This is a genomic window from Mycobacterium sp. ITM-2016-00318 (genome assembly GCF_002968285.2).
GTDB lineage: Bacteria > Actinomycetota > Actinomycetes > Mycobacteriales > Mycobacteriaceae > Mycobacterium.
Genome location: NZ_CP134400.1, coordinates 3,498,387 through 3,513,931 on the forward strand (window position 1 = coordinate 3,498,387; position 15,545 = coordinate 3,513,931).

Annotated in this window: 18 protein-coding genes; 3 read left to right on the plus strand and 15 right to left on the minus strand. The window is 66.7% G+C overall.

The genetic code is table 11. The features are described from left to right. Positions 1-2: 2 nt before the first annotated feature. Positions 3-758: a hypothetical protein gene (locus C6A82_RS17090; protein ID WP_142405928.1), complete on the minus strand. Its 756-nt coding sequence runs from the start codon at positions 756-758 to the stop codon at positions 3-5. Positions 759-809: 51 nt separating this feature from the next. Between C6A82_RS17090 and C6A82_RS17095 the strand changes: the two genes are divergently transcribed. Beyond that, complete coding sequence (locus C6A82_RS17095; RefSeq protein ID WP_105344306.1) at positions 810-1,673, plus strand: ribonuclease Z; 864 nt, start codon at positions 810-812, stop codon at positions 1,671-1,673. On the opposite strand, the gene C6A82_RS17100 is transcribed toward C6A82_RS17095, so the two are convergent. From C6A82_RS17100 to C6A82_RS17110, 3 genes are read right to left on the minus strand one after another with little or no spacing between them, the layout of a single operon-like run. Beyond that, positions 1,670-2,509: a transglutaminase family protein gene (locus tag C6A82_RS17100; protein WP_105344305.1), complete on the minus strand. Its 840-nt coding sequence runs from the start codon at positions 2,507-2,509 to the stop codon at positions 1,670-1,672. The genes C6A82_RS17095 and C6A82_RS17100 overlap by 4 nt on opposite strands. Then, on the minus strand, positions 2,510-3,484 hold the full coding sequence (locus C6A82_RS17105) for an alpha-E domain-containing protein (RefSeq protein ID WP_105344303.1): 975 nt from the start codon (positions 3,482-3,484) through the stop codon (positions 2,510-2,512). Next, positions 3,484-5,214 (minus strand): circularly permuted type 2 ATP-grasp protein, encoded by a 1,731-nt coding sequence (locus tag C6A82_RS17110; RefSeq protein ID WP_105344301.1) that lies wholly within the window; start codon positions 5,212-5,214, stop codon positions 3,484-3,486. Before C6A82_RS17110 ends, C6A82_RS17105 begins: the two co-directional genes overlap by 1 nt. A 160-nt stretch (positions 5,215-5,374) precedes the next feature. Between C6A82_RS17110 and rpsT the strand changes: the two genes are divergently transcribed. Then, positions 5,375-5,635: a 30S ribosomal protein S20 gene (gene rpsT / locus C6A82_RS17115; protein WP_105344299.1), complete on the plus strand. Its 261-nt coding sequence runs from the start codon at positions 5,375-5,377 to the stop codon at positions 5,633-5,635. Here rpsT and holA read toward each other — a convergent pair. The 5 genes from holA to C6A82_RS17140 all read right to left on the minus strand — a co-directional run bounded on the left by holA (position 5,622) and on the right by C6A82_RS17140 (position 10,120). Then, positions 5,622-6,581, minus strand: coding sequence for a DNA polymerase III subunit delta (gene holA / locus C6A82_RS17120; RefSeq protein ID WP_199193704.1), 960 nt, complete (start codon positions 6,579-6,581; stop codon positions 5,622-5,624). The two genes, rpsT and holA, sit on opposite strands and share 14 nt — an antisense overlap. 23 nt (positions 6,582-6,604) lie before the next feature. Continuing rightward, the gene (locus tag C6A82_RS17125) at positions 6,605-8,104 is read right to left on the minus strand and encodes a ComEC/Rec2 family competence protein (protein ID WP_233216881.1); all 1,500 of its coding nucleotides are present in this window, start codon (positions 8,102-8,104) and stop codon (positions 6,605-6,607) included. Next, positions 8,101-8,919, minus strand: coding sequence for a ComEA family DNA-binding protein (locus C6A82_RS17130; RefSeq protein WP_105344294.1), 819 nt, complete (start codon positions 8,917-8,919; stop codon positions 8,101-8,103). The genes C6A82_RS17125 and C6A82_RS17130 overlap by 4 nt, the downstream gene beginning before the upstream one ends. 171 nt (positions 8,920-9,090) lie before the next feature. Then, positions 9,091-9,324, minus strand: coding sequence for a hypothetical protein (locus C6A82_RS17135; protein ID WP_105344292.1), 234 nt, complete (start codon positions 9,322-9,324; stop codon positions 9,091-9,093). Positions 9,325-9,706: 382 nt separating this feature from the next. Next, complete coding sequence (locus C6A82_RS17140) at positions 9,707-10,120, minus strand: RidA family protein (RefSeq protein WP_105344290.1); 414 nt, start codon at positions 10,118-10,120, stop codon at positions 9,707-9,709. A 37-nt stretch (positions 10,121-10,157) separates the two neighbouring features. Here C6A82_RS17140 and C6A82_RS17145 point away from each other — a divergent pair, with 37 nt between their 5' ends. Beyond that, positions 10,158-11,210, plus strand: a complete 1,053-nt coding sequence (locus C6A82_RS17145) for a dihydrodipicolinate reductase (RefSeq protein WP_105344288.1) — start codon at positions 10,158-10,160, stop codon at positions 11,208-11,210. 118 nt (positions 11,211-11,328) lie between these two features. Here the strand turns inward: C6A82_RS17145 and C6A82_RS17150 are convergent, their stop codons facing one another. From C6A82_RS17150 to nadD, 6 genes are all read right to left on the minus strand, one after another. Continuing rightward, positions 11,329-12,069, minus strand: coding sequence for a hypothetical protein (locus C6A82_RS17150; RefSeq protein WP_311101394.1), 741 nt, complete (start codon positions 12,067-12,069; stop codon positions 11,329-11,331). 220 nt (positions 12,070-12,289) lie between these two features. After that, positions 12,290-13,123, minus strand: coding sequence for a DegV family protein (locus C6A82_RS17155; protein ID WP_105349208.1), 834 nt, complete (start codon positions 13,121-13,123; stop codon positions 12,290-12,292). 1 nt (position 13,124) lies between these two features. Beyond that, on the minus strand, positions 13,125-13,856 hold the full coding sequence (gene octT / locus C6A82_RS17160) for a diglucosylglycerate octanoyltransferase (RefSeq protein ID WP_105349209.1): 732 nt from the start codon (positions 13,854-13,856) through the stop codon (positions 13,125-13,127). Next, positions 13,846-14,514 (minus strand): glucosyl-3-phosphoglycerate phosphatase, encoded by a 669-nt coding sequence (gpgP, locus tag C6A82_RS17165; RefSeq protein ID WP_105349210.1) that lies wholly within the window; start codon positions 14,512-14,514, stop codon positions 13,846-13,848. The genes octT and gpgP overlap by 11 nt, the downstream gene beginning before the upstream one ends. Further along, positions 14,511-14,879, minus strand: a complete 369-nt coding sequence (gene rsfS / locus C6A82_RS17170) for a ribosome silencing factor (protein WP_105349211.1) — start codon at positions 14,877-14,879, stop codon at positions 14,511-14,513. The genes gpgP and rsfS overlap by 4 nt, the downstream gene beginning before the upstream one ends. Next, on the minus strand, positions 14,876-15,514 hold the full coding sequence (nadD, locus tag C6A82_RS17175) for a nicotinate-nucleotide adenylyltransferase (RefSeq protein WP_105349212.1): 639 nt from the start codon (positions 15,512-15,514) through the stop codon (positions 14,876-14,878). Before nadD ends, rsfS begins: the two co-directional genes overlap by 4 nt. Positions 15,515-15,545: the final 31 nt, after the last annotated feature.

Sequence of the window (15,545 nt, forward strand, 5' to 3'; positions counted from 1 at the left end):
GGTCACGCGCGCATGGTTCGCCACGTACCGAGATGGTGAACGGCGAACCCGTCGAACTGCGAGCTCTGGATGCCCTCGGCGACAGCGGCCAGCGCGGCCTCCATCGCTGCCTGGCCGTCGTCGCCGAAAGTGATGTGATCCGGCACTGCCGGTGACGGCGGTTGAGTCTCGACACCGATCCGGAAACGTGTCTGCGCGGCGTCGCAGAGCGCGATCATTCCTGCGGCAGCCGCCAGAATGGCTTCGGCGTTGTCTCGGTAGGCCAGCACCGTCACCGAATCACACTGCTGCGCAACCTGACCGACGACATCTCCATGGTCGTCGGCCAGCCACGGCGCCAGATCCACCGCCAGCGACGCGACCTCGGCCACCTCCTCAACGAGCGCGGCGTAGGACGCCATGAGCGAGGGTGCGCCACGCGGCCATCCCGGCAAAGTCCACGGTTCGACGTCGAGGTGCACACCGTCGAACACCGCGTCGGTGGTCGCCCGGAAGGCCCAATTCAGCGCGGTGTCGTGCTCGACGGCCCACATCGGGTCTCCGCCGAGGCAGGACACCGCAATCCCCTTGGCGCGCAATGCATGGGTCAGCTTCGCGACCTTCTCATCGACTCCGCGCAGCGGCACGGAAACACAGACTTCGCGAAGCCGGCGCGCGGTCACGAACTCGACGGTCTGTCGAATATCGCCTTCGACCCGCCACAACCACGTCGCGACCGCCCCCGCCGGATCCGCGCCCACAGGTGTCACGTCAGGCAATTTCTGACGATAAGGCCGCATTCACTCCAACGATCGGAGTAGGTATGTCTCATGATCGAGGTCACCCTACTCGGCACCGGCAGCCCCATTCCCGACCCCAACCGGGCCGGCCCCTCGACGCTCGTGCGGGCAGGCGGGCAGACCTTTCTCGTCGACTGCGGGCGCGGTGTGCTGCAGCGCCTTGCGGCGGCGGGTTCCGGCGCCAACGCGCTGACCGCTCTGCTGCTGACCCACCTGCACAGCGACCACATCGCCGATCTCGGGGACCTGATCATCACCCGCTGGGTGACGACGTTCGACCCGGATCCGGCGCCGCTGCCGATCATCGGTCCGCCAGGCACAGCCGAGGTCGTCGACGCGACGCTGACGGCATTCGGCCACGACATCGGCTACCGGATCGCTCATCACCCCGACATCACCGGTCCGCCGCGGGTGGAGGTGGAGGAGATCACCGAAGGCGTGGTGTGGGCCCGCAACGGCGTGCAGGTGCGGGTGGCGCCGACCGACCACCGCCCGGTGACGCCGACGATCGGCTTTCGCATCGAGCACGCCGACGCGTCTGTGGTGCTGGCAGGAGACACCGTGCCGTGCGAGAGCCTGGACGAGCTGGCTTCGGGTGCAGGAGCGCTGGTCCATACCGTGATTCGCAAGGAACTGATCATGCGGGTGCCGCAACAGCGGATCCGCGACATCTGCGACTACCACTCGTCGGTCGAGGAGGCCGCCGCCACCGCGCAGCGGGCAGGCGTCGGGATCCTCGTACTCACCCACTACGTACCCGGCATCGCACCGGGGCAGGAGGACGAGTGGCGGGCACTGGCGGCGGCCGTGTTCGGCAGGCAGATCGAAATCGGCGACGACCTGCACCGCGTCGAAGTGCACCCCGGGGTATGCGGAGGACTTCGCGGTTCCTAGGCCAGCCGGGTGATCTCGACGACCACATCGAGGTCTGTCGAGTCCTCCCCCGAGTAGACCCCTTTCAGGGGTGACACATCCGAATAATCGCGGCCGACACCGACGCTGATGTACTGCTCGTTGATGTCGGTGTCGTTGGTGGGGTCATAGTGCCACCAACCGCCCGTCCATGCCTGAATCCATGCATGGCTCTCACCGTCGATGGTGTCACCCACGGGCGCGTCGGCCATGGGATGCAGGTAGCCCGATACGTACCGGGCCGGAATGCCCATGCTGCGCAACAGGATCAGGGTCAGATGGGCGAAGTCCTGACAAACCCCCTTGCCCTCGCGCAAGGCATCGATGCCAGAGGAGTGGACCCCGGTGGTGCCTGGGACGTAATCGAGTTCGCTGTGCGCCCAATTCGCTGCGGCCACGATGGCTTCGAACGGATCGTGGTCTTTGACGATCTTCTGGCCGACCCTGGCGATGCGCCTGCTAGCCGGTGTGTATTTCGTTGGGCTGAGCACCTCGTCGAAGCGGTCGATCACCGGCTCGGAACTGAGATCGTCCCAGCTGACCTTCTTCTCGGGCAGCTCACCGGGATCGGTTTCGACGACCGACGATGACGTCACCTCCAGTTCGGTGTGCGGAGCGTGCAGGTCGAAGGTCGTCACGGCGGTGCCCCAGTAGTCGACGTAGCGGTAGGAGCGCGTCGCGGGGACCGTCTCGACACGGTTGAGGATGACGTTTTGCCGGGAGTCCGACCGCGGCGTCAGGCGCGCCTCGTTGAACGACGCCGTCACCGGTGACTTGTAGGCGTAGCCGGTCGAGTGCACCACCCGCATGCGCCACATCTAGATCTCGCCTTCTTCGATGACCAAAGAGCCGTTGCGCCCCGCGTCCGTCCACGCCACCCATGGCGCGGAGTGGAAATACTCCAGTGCCAACGCATCCCCGACGTCACGGCAAGTCTTCTGCAGGCTCGCGAGGCGCGTCTCGAGGGATTCCAGCAGAACACCGGGGCGAAGGAACTCCAACTCACTTCGGGCTCGGCCGAGCAGCCGCTGCGCTTCAGCGGTCGATCCGACCCTGTTGAGCGAGCGGTGATGCAGTTCGTCGAGGCTGTGCTCGGCCAGCCGGAGCGAGTAGAACACCGAGCGCGGGAACAGCCGGTCGAGCAGCATGAACTCGACCACACGCGTTGCGTCGAGCACACCGCGATAGGTGCGCAGATACGTGTCGTGCGCCCCCGCCGACCGAAGCACGGTCACCCAGGCCGGCGACGACGCGCTGTCGCCGACCCGCGAAAGAAGCAGGCGCACGACCATATCGACGCGTTCGATCGCGCGACCGAGAACCATGAACCGGTATCCGTCGTCGCGGGACAGCGTCGAGTCGGCCAAACCGGCGAACATCGCGGCCCGCCGTTCCACGTACGACAGGAACTCGCCGGGACCAAGGCGTCTGGCAGCGCGCTCACGGTCGGACAGCGCGTTGAAGGTGGTGTTGAGGCATTCCCAGATCTCAGTGGAGGTGACTTCGCGCGCGCCCCTTGCGTTCTCGCGCGCCGCGGAGATCGAGTCGACGATCGACTGGCCATGAGTGTCGCGGCTGAAAGCGACGATGTCGGTCAGTGACCAGACGTCGAGCTGGTGGCTGGGCGGGTCGATGCCGAGCACCCGCAGCAGCGTGCGCGACGTCTGGTCGGGATCGACGCTGGAGTCCTCGAGCAGCTGGTGGACGGTGACGTCGAGGATGCGGGCGGTGTCGTCGGCGCGCTCGACGTAGCGACCGATCCAGTACAGCGATTCGGCGTTGCGGGCGAGCATCATCGATTCCTCTTCACGCGGGCGCTCATCGGAAGCGCCGTCGCCTGCTGCTGCTGTTGTTGCTGGCTCTGCGCCGGGTTCGGCGCCTGCTGTTGTTGCTGTGACTGGGTGGAGGATTCGCCGTTCTTGTCCGCGCCGTGGCCCTTCGGTTGATTGGGCAGCTTGCGGACCACCTCGGCGGCAGCCAGTTCGCGATCGGCCACCGAGGCGCGTGAGGCCAGCACCCAGGTGTCCTTCGAGCCGCCGCCCTGGCTGGAGTTGACCACCAGCGAACCTTCCGGCAGCGCAACACGCGTAAGACCGCCGGGAAGCACCCACACGTCGTCGCCGTCGTTGACCGCGAACGGCCGAAGGTCGACGTGACGCGGTGCGAGCCTGTCGTCGATCTGGGTCGGCACCGTCGACAGCTGCACGACGGGTTGCGCGATCCAGCCGCGGGGATCGTTGCGGATCTTCCTGCAGGTCGTCGCGAGTTCCTTCTGCGACGCGTCGGGTCCGAACACGATGCCGTATCCGCCGGAGCCTTCGACGGGTTTGACGACCAGTTCGTCGACGCGGTCGAGAACCTCCTCGCGCTCGTCGTCGAGCCAGCACCGGTAGGTGTCGACGTTGGCGACCAACGGCTTCTCGCCGAGGTAGTACTCGATGATGGTGGGCACGTAGGTGTAGACCAGCTTGTCGTCACCGACACCGTTGCCGACCGCGCTCGAGATCACGACGTTGCCCGCCCGGGCCGCGTTCAGCACCCCTGCGACGCCGAGCACCGAGCTGGGGTTGAACTGCATCGGGTCCAGGAACGCGTCGTCGATGCGGCGGTAGATCACGTCGACCTGACGTTCGCCTTCGGTGGTCCGCATGTAGACGGTGTTGTCTCGACAGAACAGGTCGCGACCCTCGACGAGCTCCACGCCCATCTGTCGGGCGAGCAGCGAGTGCTCGAAGTACGCGGAGTTGTAGACGCCCGGCGTCAGCACCACCACGGTCGGGTCGGCTTCGTTGGATGCGGCGGCGTTGCGCAGTGCCCGCAACAGATGCGACGAGTAGTCGCCGACCGCGCGGACCCGGTGGGTGGCGAACAGATTCGGGAAGACACGCGCCATCGTGCGGCGGTTCTCCATCACGTAGGAGACACCCGACGGCGAGCGCAGGTTGTCCTCGAGCACCCGGAAGTTGCCCTGCGCATCGCGAACCAGATCGATACCGGCGACGTGAATGCGCACACCGTTGGGCGGGACGATGCCTGCCGCTTCGCGGTGGAAGTGCTCGCAGGACGTGATCAACCGACGCGGAATGACACCGTCGCGCAGGATCTCCTGCTCGCCGTAGATGTCGTCGAGGTACATCTCCAGTGCCTTGACGCGTTGCCGGATGCCCTTCTCCAGGCGCGACCACTCGGCCGCCGAGATCACCCGCGGCACCAGGTCCAACGGGAACGGCCGCTCCTGACCGGACAGCGAAAACGTGATGCCCTGGTCGATGAACGCCCGGCCAAGGGCGTCGTTACGCGCTTCCAGCTCGGACGCGTCCGACGGCGCCAGTTCGGCGTAGATGCCTTTGTACGGGGCGCGCACGTTGCCCTGCGCGTCGAACATCTCGTCGAAGGCTTCTGAGTAGCTGCCCAGCTCGTTGTAGCCGTCGAAGATCCCGTCGTGGCGGGCGGCGCGGCGACTGGTGGAGCGTGAGGACTTGGCGGTCTCTGGAGGGGCGGTGCGAAGGCTCACCGTTGACATGGTGCCTTAGCTGCCTCGTTTCCGCAGGCCAGCGGCCTCCCTATCTTGGCCACTTTGGGCATTTACCCGCTGCGCTGGTAATCTGAACCGTCGCTGCCCGCACGCCGGGCGCCCGAAGAGTTTTTCAAACCCAACGTCAGATTCAAGAAGGAACTAGCGCGTGGCCAACATCAAGTCGAAGGTAAAGCGCAACAAGACCAACGAGCTTGCCCGACTCCGCAACCAGTCAGTGAAGTCTTCACTGCGCACGGCCGTCCGCTCGTTCCGTGAGGCCGCAGACGCCGGCGACAAGGACACGGCCGGCGAGCTGCTCGCATCGACCAACCGCAAGCTCGACAAGGCTGCCAGCAAGGGCGTTATCCACAAGAACCAGGCGGCGAACAAGAAGTCCGCGCTGGCCCGCGCCTTCAACAAGCTCTGAGCTGCGACTCGCTGACCAGCTCCGCCACCTTTCGCACCGCCGCTTCCAGCGCGTAGTCGGCGTCCGCCGCCGCGCCCTTCACGTCGGCGTTCAAAGTCGCGACCAACTGCATGGCTGTTGCGACCGATTCCCGCGACCACCGTCGCGCCTGCTTCTGCACCTTCTGCACCCGCTTTGGCGGCATCCCAAGTTCGGACGCCAGCCGGTAGGGGTCCCCCGACTGGGGGCCTATACGCGCGATGGCATGCACGGCCTCTGCCAGTGCGTCGGCGAGCACCACCTGCGGTTCGCCGCTCATCATCGCCCACCGCAGCGCCTCGGCAGCGCCGGCGACATCGCCGACCACCGCCATATCGGCGATATCCCATCCCTTCACCTCGGCCTTGCCGCTGTAGTAACGCCGCACCGCGGCCGCATCCACGGTCCCGGCCGTATCGGCGACAAGTTGTGAGCAGACCGACGCCAGCTCCCTGACGTCGGAGCCCACCGCGTCGAGCACCGCGGTGACGGTGTCGTCGGACACCTTGACTTTCAACGCGCGGAACTCACCGCGCACGAAATCAGCGCGCTCGGAGGGCCACTTGACCTTGTCGCACTTGTGGATCTCGGCGCCGAGCTTCTTCAGCTGATCGGCCAGCGCTTTGGCTCGGCCTCCACCGGAGTGCACCACGATGAGCAGTGTGCCGTCGGGCAGGTCGCCCGCCGCGGTCTCGATCAGCGCGACGGCGTCCTTGCCCGCTTCGGCGGCGGATTCCAGTACGACCACGCGCTCGTCGGCGAACAACGACGGGCTCAACAGCTCGGCAAGTTCTGACGTGCTGACCTCGCCGGCACGCATGCGGTTCACCGGGACATCGTCGGTTCCCGCCTGCTTGCGAGCGGCGCGCAGAACCGCGGCGACGGCCCGCTCGACGAGAAGCTCCTCATCCCCGAGAACCAGATGCAACCCGGGGACCGATCCGCTCATGCTCAGATCGTGTCATGCCGAGCCGACACGCGTCGCCTGCACCACCTCACGGCGATAAAGGCCCCCACTCCGACGGCGAAGACGATCAACGCGCCGGATATGCCGTCAGGCACCGAAAGTGACGCGCCTGGAACCCCTGCCGACCACCTGGCGACGGTGAGCAGCCACCACAGCTCGGGCCCGGTGAACCGGATCAACAGGTCCGCACCTGCAGGCCACACGACGGCGAGGCCGGCCGCTGCAGTGCCGATCACGGTGATCGGGACGACGACGATCGCCGCCGCGAGGTTGGCCACCACCGCCACGACACTGAACGTCCCGGAGATGGCGGCCACCAGCGGTGCGGTCACGAGCTGGGCGGCGACGGCCACGCTCAGCGCATCGGCCAACGGTTTGGGCCAACCGCGAGCGACGAGACGTCGCGACCACCCTGGCGCGACGACGACCAGCGCCGCGGTCGCCGACACCGACAGTGCGAAGCCAATGTCGACGGCGAGCTCCGGTGCCGCGATCATCAGCGCGATGACTGCCGCCGACAGCACCGGGATCGCTTGTCTGCGACGGTGTGTCACGAGGGCGAGCAATGTGATCGCGGCCATCACCGCCGCGCGCAGCACGCTCGCCGACGGTTGCACGACGATGACGAACGCCACCAACGCCGTGCCGGCCAGCGCGACGGCGACATGAGGGCCGACGACTGCCGCCGTCAGCAGCACGGCACCGCAGACGATGGTCACGTTCGCGCCCGACACCGCCGTCAGATGCGTCAACCCCGATAGCCGGAACTGCTTGACCGTGTCCGCCGGCAGGGTCGAGGTATCACCCAGTACCAGGGCGGGAAGCATCGCGGCCTGATCGGCGGGCAGCGCGTCGCGGGCCGTGCGTGAGAATTCGTCGCGCACCCGCTGCCCCGCCCGCTGGATCGGGGCAGCCTTGCCGAGCGTGGGCCGGCCTGTCGCCGACAGCGCGGCGACCGTCAGATCGCGCCTGTTGGGCCGTGAAATCCGCGCCGTGAACGCAGCCGGTTGGCCCACCGTGATCCCGGCGAACCCGGCGACGGATGCGAAAACCACGACGGAGCCAGACATTTCGACGGCATCGACAGCTCGCAACGCGCCGCGGAACATCACCCGGCTGCCGCCCACCGATCGTGGCGACTCGCTGGGCGTGACGATGACGGTGCCGACGTCACCGTAGCGTTCGGTGAGCGGGTGGCTGCTGACATGATCGACGCGAAGCAGCACCGCGATGCCAAAGGTCAGCCCTGTCAACAGGATCGCCGTTGCGCCCGCCGCGGTCATGCCTGCGTCGGAGTCCGACCGGTGCGGCCTGCTCCCCCACCACGCCGCAACGCCCGCGGCCACGACGACGCTGATCGCCACCACGACGACGCCGGTCACCGACCACAGAATTCCCCCGGCCGTCACCGTCCAGCTCGTCAGCGCTGCGGGCACCAGGCGCAGGTCGACGCGGCCCTCGCGACCGTCCACCGGAATGCTCACACATGGACCTGGGCACGCAGCTTCTCCAGCCGAGCCGGACCGATACCGTCGACGTCGGCGAGTTGGTCGACGCTGGTGAACGACCCGTTCGCTGCACGCCACGCGACGATGGCGGCCGCGGTCACCGGGCCGACGCCGGGCAGCGCGTCGAGTTGCTCTTCGGTCGCGGTATTGAGGTCGACGGACGTGCCGGGCGCCGAAGCGGCCTCGGTGGTTGTCGGAGCGCCCGACGCCGAAGCCGCGGCCGGTTCCGATGCCACCGAACTGCCCATGGTCGTGGGCTCGCCCGGCGGCGCGGCGATGCCGACGATGATCTGCTCGCCGTCCGCGACACGGCGGGCCATGTTCAAGCCGATCAGGTCCGCGCCGTCGAGTGCACCGCCGGCCGCAGTCAGCGCGTCGGCAATCCGTGCGCCTGACGACAAGGTGACCAGCCCCGGTTTGTGCACGAGACCGACGACACTCACGATGACCGGCCCGTCGGGGGCAGGCGCCGACGGGCTCGGCTGCGCGCTAGAAACCATCTCTACCGGAGGCAGTTTCGCCGAGACCACCGGCGGGGTCTTGTCTGCAAGCAACGTGAAGACGGTGACCAGCACGGCCACCACACCGACGACGCCCAAGGCGATGGCGCCTGCACGGCCGGGATCGGCGCGCACCGCCGCCAGCCATCCCTGCGATGCCTGGGTATTGGTATCAGGAAGCCAACGCGACAGTGCGGCATCGGATGCGCCGTCGTCGTCTGCGCCGGCATCGGCGTCGACCTCTGCACCGTGCCTGCGGTGAAGACGATCGGTGGGCAGTTCGGTTCCCATGTGGCAGACGCTAGATGCGCGAGGCGACGCCATTCGCCCGGCGAGCGCTCGATCGGCGTGGGCTGTGAATGAAGTCGGAGCTGTGTATGACCGGGCACAGAGGGAGGCCCTCCCCGGAGTTGACTGCGCCGGGGAGGGCCTCATTCGGAGGAGGACTATCCAGTTGTGGGCTTACTGGTTGAACATCGCCAGGCGGCCGATGCCGTGATGGTGGTACCAGCCCGGGATCGCGTTCGGCGCGGGCTTGGCGAAGGTGTCGGGCGAGGTCACTATCGAGACGTTCGGCCCGTTCTGATGCACCGTGGTTGCGGCGCCGGCCATGCCGGCCAGGCTAAGGGCTGCTCCACCGAGGATGCCTGCCGAGACGATCGGGAGGGCGATGTAGCGGGCGATGTTGGCGTTCATTTTGATCTCCTTGTATGAGTTGGCTTTTCAGTTCTTCCACCGGTTGTTTCCGGCGATGAGATAACTGTGCCTCAGCAGTAAGGAGCTGTATGTCGGCCAACCGGCCGTTGATGCGGATGAACCGGGTGTCCCCCGATCGGGGGACCTACTTCGTGGTGTCGTCGGCGTGAGCAGCGCTCATTACCCGGTGAACGGCGCGGTGGACACCCCTGTCGACGAACCGATGCACGGCGGGATCACGCGTGTTCGTCGCGCGGGCGGGGGTCACGACGAGTACGTGCGCCGGGCCGGGTCACGCGCTGAGCTGCGAATATGGTGTACCGCGGCGCTGACCGTCGGCGGCACGCCGCGGACGGCTCGCGCATCAATCCGGGCGAGGGCGTCAACCGTCCCAGCCGTCGCTTCGCCAACACACCCAGTCGATCTCGACCAGCGCGCCGACGGCAAGGCCGGTGGTGCCGACGCAGGTCCGGCTGGGCAGTCGGTCGGGGAACCACTCCACGTAAGCGGCGTTGAAGACCTCGTAGTCGTCCCAGTTGAGCAGGAAGGCACGCACCGAGACCACGTCGGCAAGCCCCCCGCCGCACAATTGCGTGACGCGCAGCAGGTTGCCGAGAACCTGATCGGTCTGGGTCGCGACGTCATCACCGACGACTGCGCCGGTCACGTCGGTGGGCATCTGTCCTGTGACGTACAGCGTCGGCCCCGCGGCCGTCGCGTGGGCGAAGGGTGCCACACCCGGCGGGACGCCGTCGGACGGCGTGAACGTGAATGCGCGGATTCCACCGGTAGTCATCGATGTCGATCATCGCACCGAACTATGGTCTTGGGACATGAGCACACCTCAGCGACCGATCCGGGTGATCCAGTGGACGACCGGGAACATCGGTAAGCGTTCACTGCACGCCGTCATCGGCAGAGCCGACATGGAACTGGTCGGCGTGTATGCGCACGGAGCGGACAAGGTCGGCGTGGATGCGGCCGAACTGGCGGGCTGGCCCGAACCGACCGGCATCGCCGCCACCAACGACATAGACGCGTTGATCGCATTGAAGCCCGACGCCTGTTGTTACAACCCGCTGTGGCCCGACATCGACGAGTTGACAAGGCTTTTGGAGGCAGGCGTCAACGTCTGCTCCAGCGCCGCATGGATCACCGGCGCCAAGCAGACGCCGGAGGACCTCGACCGCATCCGCAGGGCCTGCGAGAAAGGCAATTCGACCATCTTCGGAAGCGGCGCCCATCCTGGTATGACCAACATGGTGGGAATGGTGCTCAGCGGCTCTTGCGAGCGCGTGGACGAGATCAGGATCACCGAGTCAGTCGACTGCTCGACCTATGAGTCAGCGGGAACCCAGACCGCCATGGGCTTTTCGCAGGACCCCGACACTCCCGGCCTCGCCGAGAACGTGAGGCGTGAGAGCGAGGTCTTCGCCGAGTCCGCGGCGATGATGGCAGATGCGATCGGCGCAAAACTCGACCGGATGACCTTCGACGTCACCTTCACCCCGGCAACCGGCGATAGCGATCTGGGTTTCATGCAGATCCCGAAAGACACCGTGGGCGGCGTGATGGGTTACCACCGCGGCTGGGTTGGCGACAAGAACGTCGTGAGCGTCGGATTCAACTGGATCATGGGCGATCACGTGACGCCGCCAAAGCCGCTCGAGCACGGGCACGTCATCCAGGTGTTCGGACTGCCCAACATGCGCACGGTTCTGCATTGCCTGCCGCCGAAGGACTGGACCGAGCCGGGATTCATGGGCCTCGGCATGATCTATACGGCTCTACCGGTGACCAACGCGGTGCCCGCAGTCGTGGCCGCCCCGCCGGGCATCGTCACGCTCAAGGATCTGCCGCCCGTCGTCGGGCGGTTCGCCGGCTAGCTGTGTCGCCCGCCGTTCAGGTCACCGAGACCGCGGGGTGTAGACGTTGCGCACATGACCTTCAGCCCAGGCCGGTGATGGCCTGGGCTGAAGTGTGTGTGGCGGGCGTTGGCGAGTCTCAGATTCCGGGGAACTCAAAATTGTTGACCTGGTCGTTGAAGTCCTTGTTGAACTGTTCGGCCTGCTCTTGGGTGACTCCGCCATTGGCCGGTGCGGGCGCAGGAGCCGGGGCGGGGGCAGGAGCCGGAGCCGGGGCGGGGGCAGGAGCCGGGGCAGGAGCCGGAGCCGGAGCCGGGGCGGGGGCAGGAGCCGGAGCCGGGGCGGGGGCAGGAGCCGGGGCGGGGGCAGGTGCCGGGGCGGGCTTGGGCTCTTCCTTCTTCGGCTCTTCCTTCTTCTCCTCGACAGGCTTGGGAGAAACGACCGGGGCGGGAGCGGCGACCGGGGCGGGGGCCGTGATCGGGGCGTTGACCGTGGGCGGGGCGTTGACTGTGCGCGGCGCCGAGGGGGTGACCACCCGCACCGGGGCGGGGTTGTTCACGATCACCGGGGCGGTGCCAGGATCGTTGTCGGCGCTCAGCGACGGGATCTCGATGGAGGAGGGAAGGTTGAACACCGTCGAGGGCTGCGAGGCCGCGGCCTGCTCGGGTGCGCTGCTGGAGTTCATCAGATACATCCCACCGAAGGCGGCCGCACCCACCACCGCCAGGCCCGCGATTATCAGCAGACCCTTGCTCGCCGTGGCCGACTGCGCCACCGGCGCCATCTGCTGCACGGGCATCTGCTGCATCGGCATCGGCGCGTAGCCGTAGCCGTGGTGCTGGGGGCCGTAGTTCGGGTGCTGGGGGAAGGTGTTGTACATGATGTCTCCTCTGGTCTGAAGCTCGCTTGTGCGTCGCTTTCACAGGTAGGAGCGATCAACCCAGACCAGTCGCACACTTTTTCCCAAAGAAATTCGAGAAAACTCTTCACCAACCCATAACCGCAGGTCGGAGTGTTCCACTGCGCGGTGGCTATCTGGCTGGCGCCGGCAATCCCGGAGATCGTTCATTGTCGGCGTCCAACTCTGGCCCGTGAGGGCACTATTCATCGACCTCGACACATACGCCGACCGCACCCGCACCGACGTGCACCGAGAGCACCGGACCCATCTCGGTCACGGCAGGCGGGGCGATCTGCGGCAGTCGCACGGTCAGCGTCTTGGCGATGTCTTCAGCGGCATCGGGGTTGTCGACATGGTGGACGGCTATCTTGGCGCCGCCGTCGCCGACCACCTCGGCCACCTGATCGATCATCGCGACATGAGCCTTGGTGGCGGTACGAATCCGCTGACCGAGCGCCAGCCTGCCGTCGACGTCGAGACACAGCAGCGGCTTCAGCGACAGCGCAGAACCCAGCAGCGATGCTCCTCGCCGTATCCTGCCGCTGCGCCGCAGGTTGTCCAGCCGATGTACGACGATGAACGCATGGCCGCGGGGGACGGCCGAACGCGCGGCCATCTCAACGGAGTCGAGGTCAGCGCCGGAAGCGGCCTCCTGCGCGGCCGCCAGCGCGACAAAACCCACACCCATGGCTGCCGACCTGGAATTGACCACCCGGACCGCGGGGCCGAACTCGCGTGCCGTCGACACCGCAGAACTGTACGTGCTGGAAAGCGCGGCCGAGATGTGGACGGCCACCACCCCGTCGCCGTCGCTGTGCTTGAGAGCCTCGCGGTAGGCGTCGGCGAGTTCGGCGGGCGTCGCGCCTGCTGTGGTGGCGTGGCGTTGGTGGACATCGGCGGGAATCTCGTCGACGCCGTCGCGAAAATCTTTGCCGTCCAGCAGGATATGCAAGGGCACCTGGCGGATCAGGCACCGTTGAAGCTCCTCTGCCTGCAGGCGGGACGACGAATCGGTCACCACGACGACGGCCATGTCAGGTCGCGTCCTCTTGCGTCACACCGGCTTCCTGTAGACCCTTCAACATAAGCTCGGCAACCGCATGATGCGCCTCGAAGTTCCAGTGGATCCCGTCGGGATTGCCCCGGCCGCTCATGATGTGCTCTGCCACGGCAGCCTTGAGATCCACCAGCGGAACGTTGTGCTGCTCCGCCCATTCGGTGATCGCCTTGACGGTGCCCGACCTCCCGCGGTGCGCCCTGCCGTAAGTCTCGGCGATGTGCACCGACGGCAGTGAGGCGACGATCGGAATACCCGGGCGGTTGAAGTCGATTGCGCCGCGGGTCATCTCGAGATACTCGACGGAGACGTGCGGAGGCAACGCGGGCCGCGCTATCGGCGAAAGCCTCGGCTGTGCCCACCCGTAACCATCACGAACCCAGCGGCGGAGCCACCCCGGTCGTACATAGCGGATGGATTCGCGTAGCACGGTCGGCAGCGGTGAAGGAAGCGAGTCCATGCCGCAGGTGGCGAAGATGACTGCGCCGGCTCGTGGCAACGCGGCCCATGCCCGTGGGTCCTGGGTCGCTGCCCACCAGACATCGCGACACGTCCAGCCAATACGCCCGATCAGCTCGACATCCCAATCGAGATGAGTGGCAACGATATTGGGCCAGATCCGCGGATCATCTGCAGGCAGCCCGCCGGTCGGCCCGTAGTAGGAGAGCGAGTCGCAGAAGACGAGAAGAGTGCGTCGGTCAGAGGACATCGTTGGCGACCTGTGCCGAGGCGTTCCACACGTCGAGGCGCCACCGGATGTCGTCGAATACGGCGTCGTCCTCGGAATGACCGGACAGTTGCACCCAGCTCGCGTTACCCATGCCTCCCAGCGCAGGCCAGTTTTCCACAGGCAGTTTCAGCAGTGCTGCGGTCAGTGCGGCGATCAACCCGCCGTGCGCCACCAGCACCACCGGCCGCTCGGGTTCGTCTGTCCCCCAATCATTCTGGTTGGCAATGAGTTCGGAGACCAGCGGCACCGAGCGTCGCGCGACGTCGACTCTGCTCTCCCCGCCGTGTGGCGCCCATCGAGCATCGTTGCGCCACGCGAGGCGCGCTCCCGGCCATGACGCGTCTACCTCCAGGTGGGTCAGGTCCTGCCAGTCGCCGAGATGTGTCTCCCGCAGCCGGGTGTCGGTGCGCACCGTTACCCCCGCACGTTCGCCGAGCGCCTCGGCGGTGTCCGATGCGCGTCGCAGGTCGGAGGAGATCACCACCAGCGGCTGACGCTTGGCCAGCACCTCGGCGGCTTCGACGGCTTGCTCGCGGCCGAGCCCACTCAGATCGGTGTCCAGCTGGCCCTGCATCCGGTTGCCCGCGTTGTATTCGGTCTGACCGTGTCGAAGCATCACAAGGCGGCGGACTCTCACGGCTCCGCCTCCAGATCGACGGAGACGACGGGGCAGTCTCGCCAAAGCCGGTCCAGTGCATAGAAATTGCGCTCATCCTGATGTTGGATGTGCACGACGATGTCGACGAAGTCCAGCAGCGTCCAGCGTCCTTCACGAGCACCCTCGCGTCGCGCAGGCTTGTACCCGGCCAGTCGCATCTTCTCCTCGACCTCGTCGACGATCGCGTTGACCTGCCGCTCGTTGGAGGCCGACGCGATCACAAAACAGTCGGTGATGACCAACTGGCCCGACACGTCGATGACGATGACGTCGTCGGCCAGCTTGGACGAGGCCGCCCGCGCAGCGACCGTCGCCATGGTGATGGCTTCGTCGGATGCGGTCATCTGGGCTGCTCCTGGGCGGCGAGAATGTGCGATCGGTAGAGGTTGCGTTTGGACACGTACTGCACGACGCCGTCGGGCACCAGATACCAGATCGGCCTGTCCTCCTTGGCGCGCTTGCGGCAGTCGGTCGACGAGATCGCCAGCGCAGGCACTTCCACGAGGTTCAGCACATCGGGAGGGCTCTCTTTCAGCGCCTTCTGGATGTGCTGGCCGTCGAGTTCGTAGCCGGGCCTGCTGACACCGACGAACCTGGCGAGCGCGAACATCTCCTCCCAGTCCTGCCATGTCAGGATCGAGGCCAGCGCGTCGGCGCCGGTGATGAAGTAGAGGTCCGCGTCGGGGTTCAGCGCCCGCAGATCGCGCAGGGTGTCTCTGGTGTACGTCGGACCGCCGCGATCGATGTCCACCCGGCTCACGGAGAACCTTGGATTGGACGCGGTGGCGATAACGGTCATCAGATAGCGGTCTTCGGCGGGCGTGACGTCGCGGTTCTTCTGCCACGGCTGCCCCGTCGGCACGAATACGACCTCGTTCAGTTCGAACAGGTCGGCAACCTCGCTGGCGGCGACGAGGTGCCCGTTGTGGACGGGATCGAATGTCCCGCCCATCACGCCCAGCCTGCGTCGAGATGCCACGTTCAGGCAGCTTACGGCAGTCGGGCCGCCC

Bases quoted from the DNA above. Each gene is read 5' to 3' on its own strand.
- C6A82_RS17095 (WP_105344306.1), top strand. From the start codon at position 810: ATGATCGAGGTCACCCTACTCGGCACCGGCAGCCCCATTCCCGACCCC.
- C6A82_RS17100 (WP_105344305.1), bottom strand. From the start codon at position 2,509: ATGTGGCGCATGCGGGTGGTGCACTCGACCGGCTACGCCTACAAGTCA.
- C6A82_RS17105 (WP_105344303.1), bottom strand. From the start codon at position 3,484: ATGCTCGCCCGCAACGCCGAATCGCTGTACTGGATCGGTCGCTACGTC.
- C6A82_RS17110 (WP_105344301.1), bottom strand. From the start codon at position 5,214: ATGTCAACGGTGAGCCTTCGCACCGCCCCTCCAGAGACCGCCAAGTCC.
- C6A82_RS17130 (WP_105344294.1), bottom strand. From the start codon at position 8,919: ATGGGAACCGAACTGCCCACCGATCGTCTTCACCGCAGGCACGGTGCA.
- C6A82_RS17135 (WP_105344292.1), bottom strand. From the start codon at position 9,324: ATGAACGCCAACATCGCCCGCTACATCGCCCTCCCGATCGTCTCGGCA.
- C6A82_RS17140 (WP_105344290.1), bottom strand. From the start codon at position 10,120: ATGACTACCGGTGGAATCCGCGCATTCACGTTCACGCCGTCCGACGGC.
- C6A82_RS17145 (WP_105344288.1), top strand. From the start codon at position 10,158: ATGAGCACACCTCAGCGACCGATCCGGGTGATCCAGTGGACGACCGGG.
- C6A82_RS17150 (WP_311101394.1), bottom strand. From the start codon at position 12,069: ATGTACAACACCTTCCCCCAGCACCCGAACTACGGCCCCCAGCACCAC.
- C6A82_RS17155 (WP_105349208.1), bottom strand. From the start codon at position 13,123: ATGGCCGTCGTCGTGGTGACCGATTCGTCGTCCCGCCTGCAGGCAGAG.
- octT (WP_105349209.1), bottom strand. From the start codon at position 13,856: ATGTCCTCTGACCGACGCACTCTTCTCGTCTTCTGCGACTCGCTCTCC.
- rsfS (WP_105349211.1), bottom strand. From the start codon at position 14,879: ATGACCGCATCCGACGAAGCCATCACCATGGCGACGGTCGCTGCGCGG.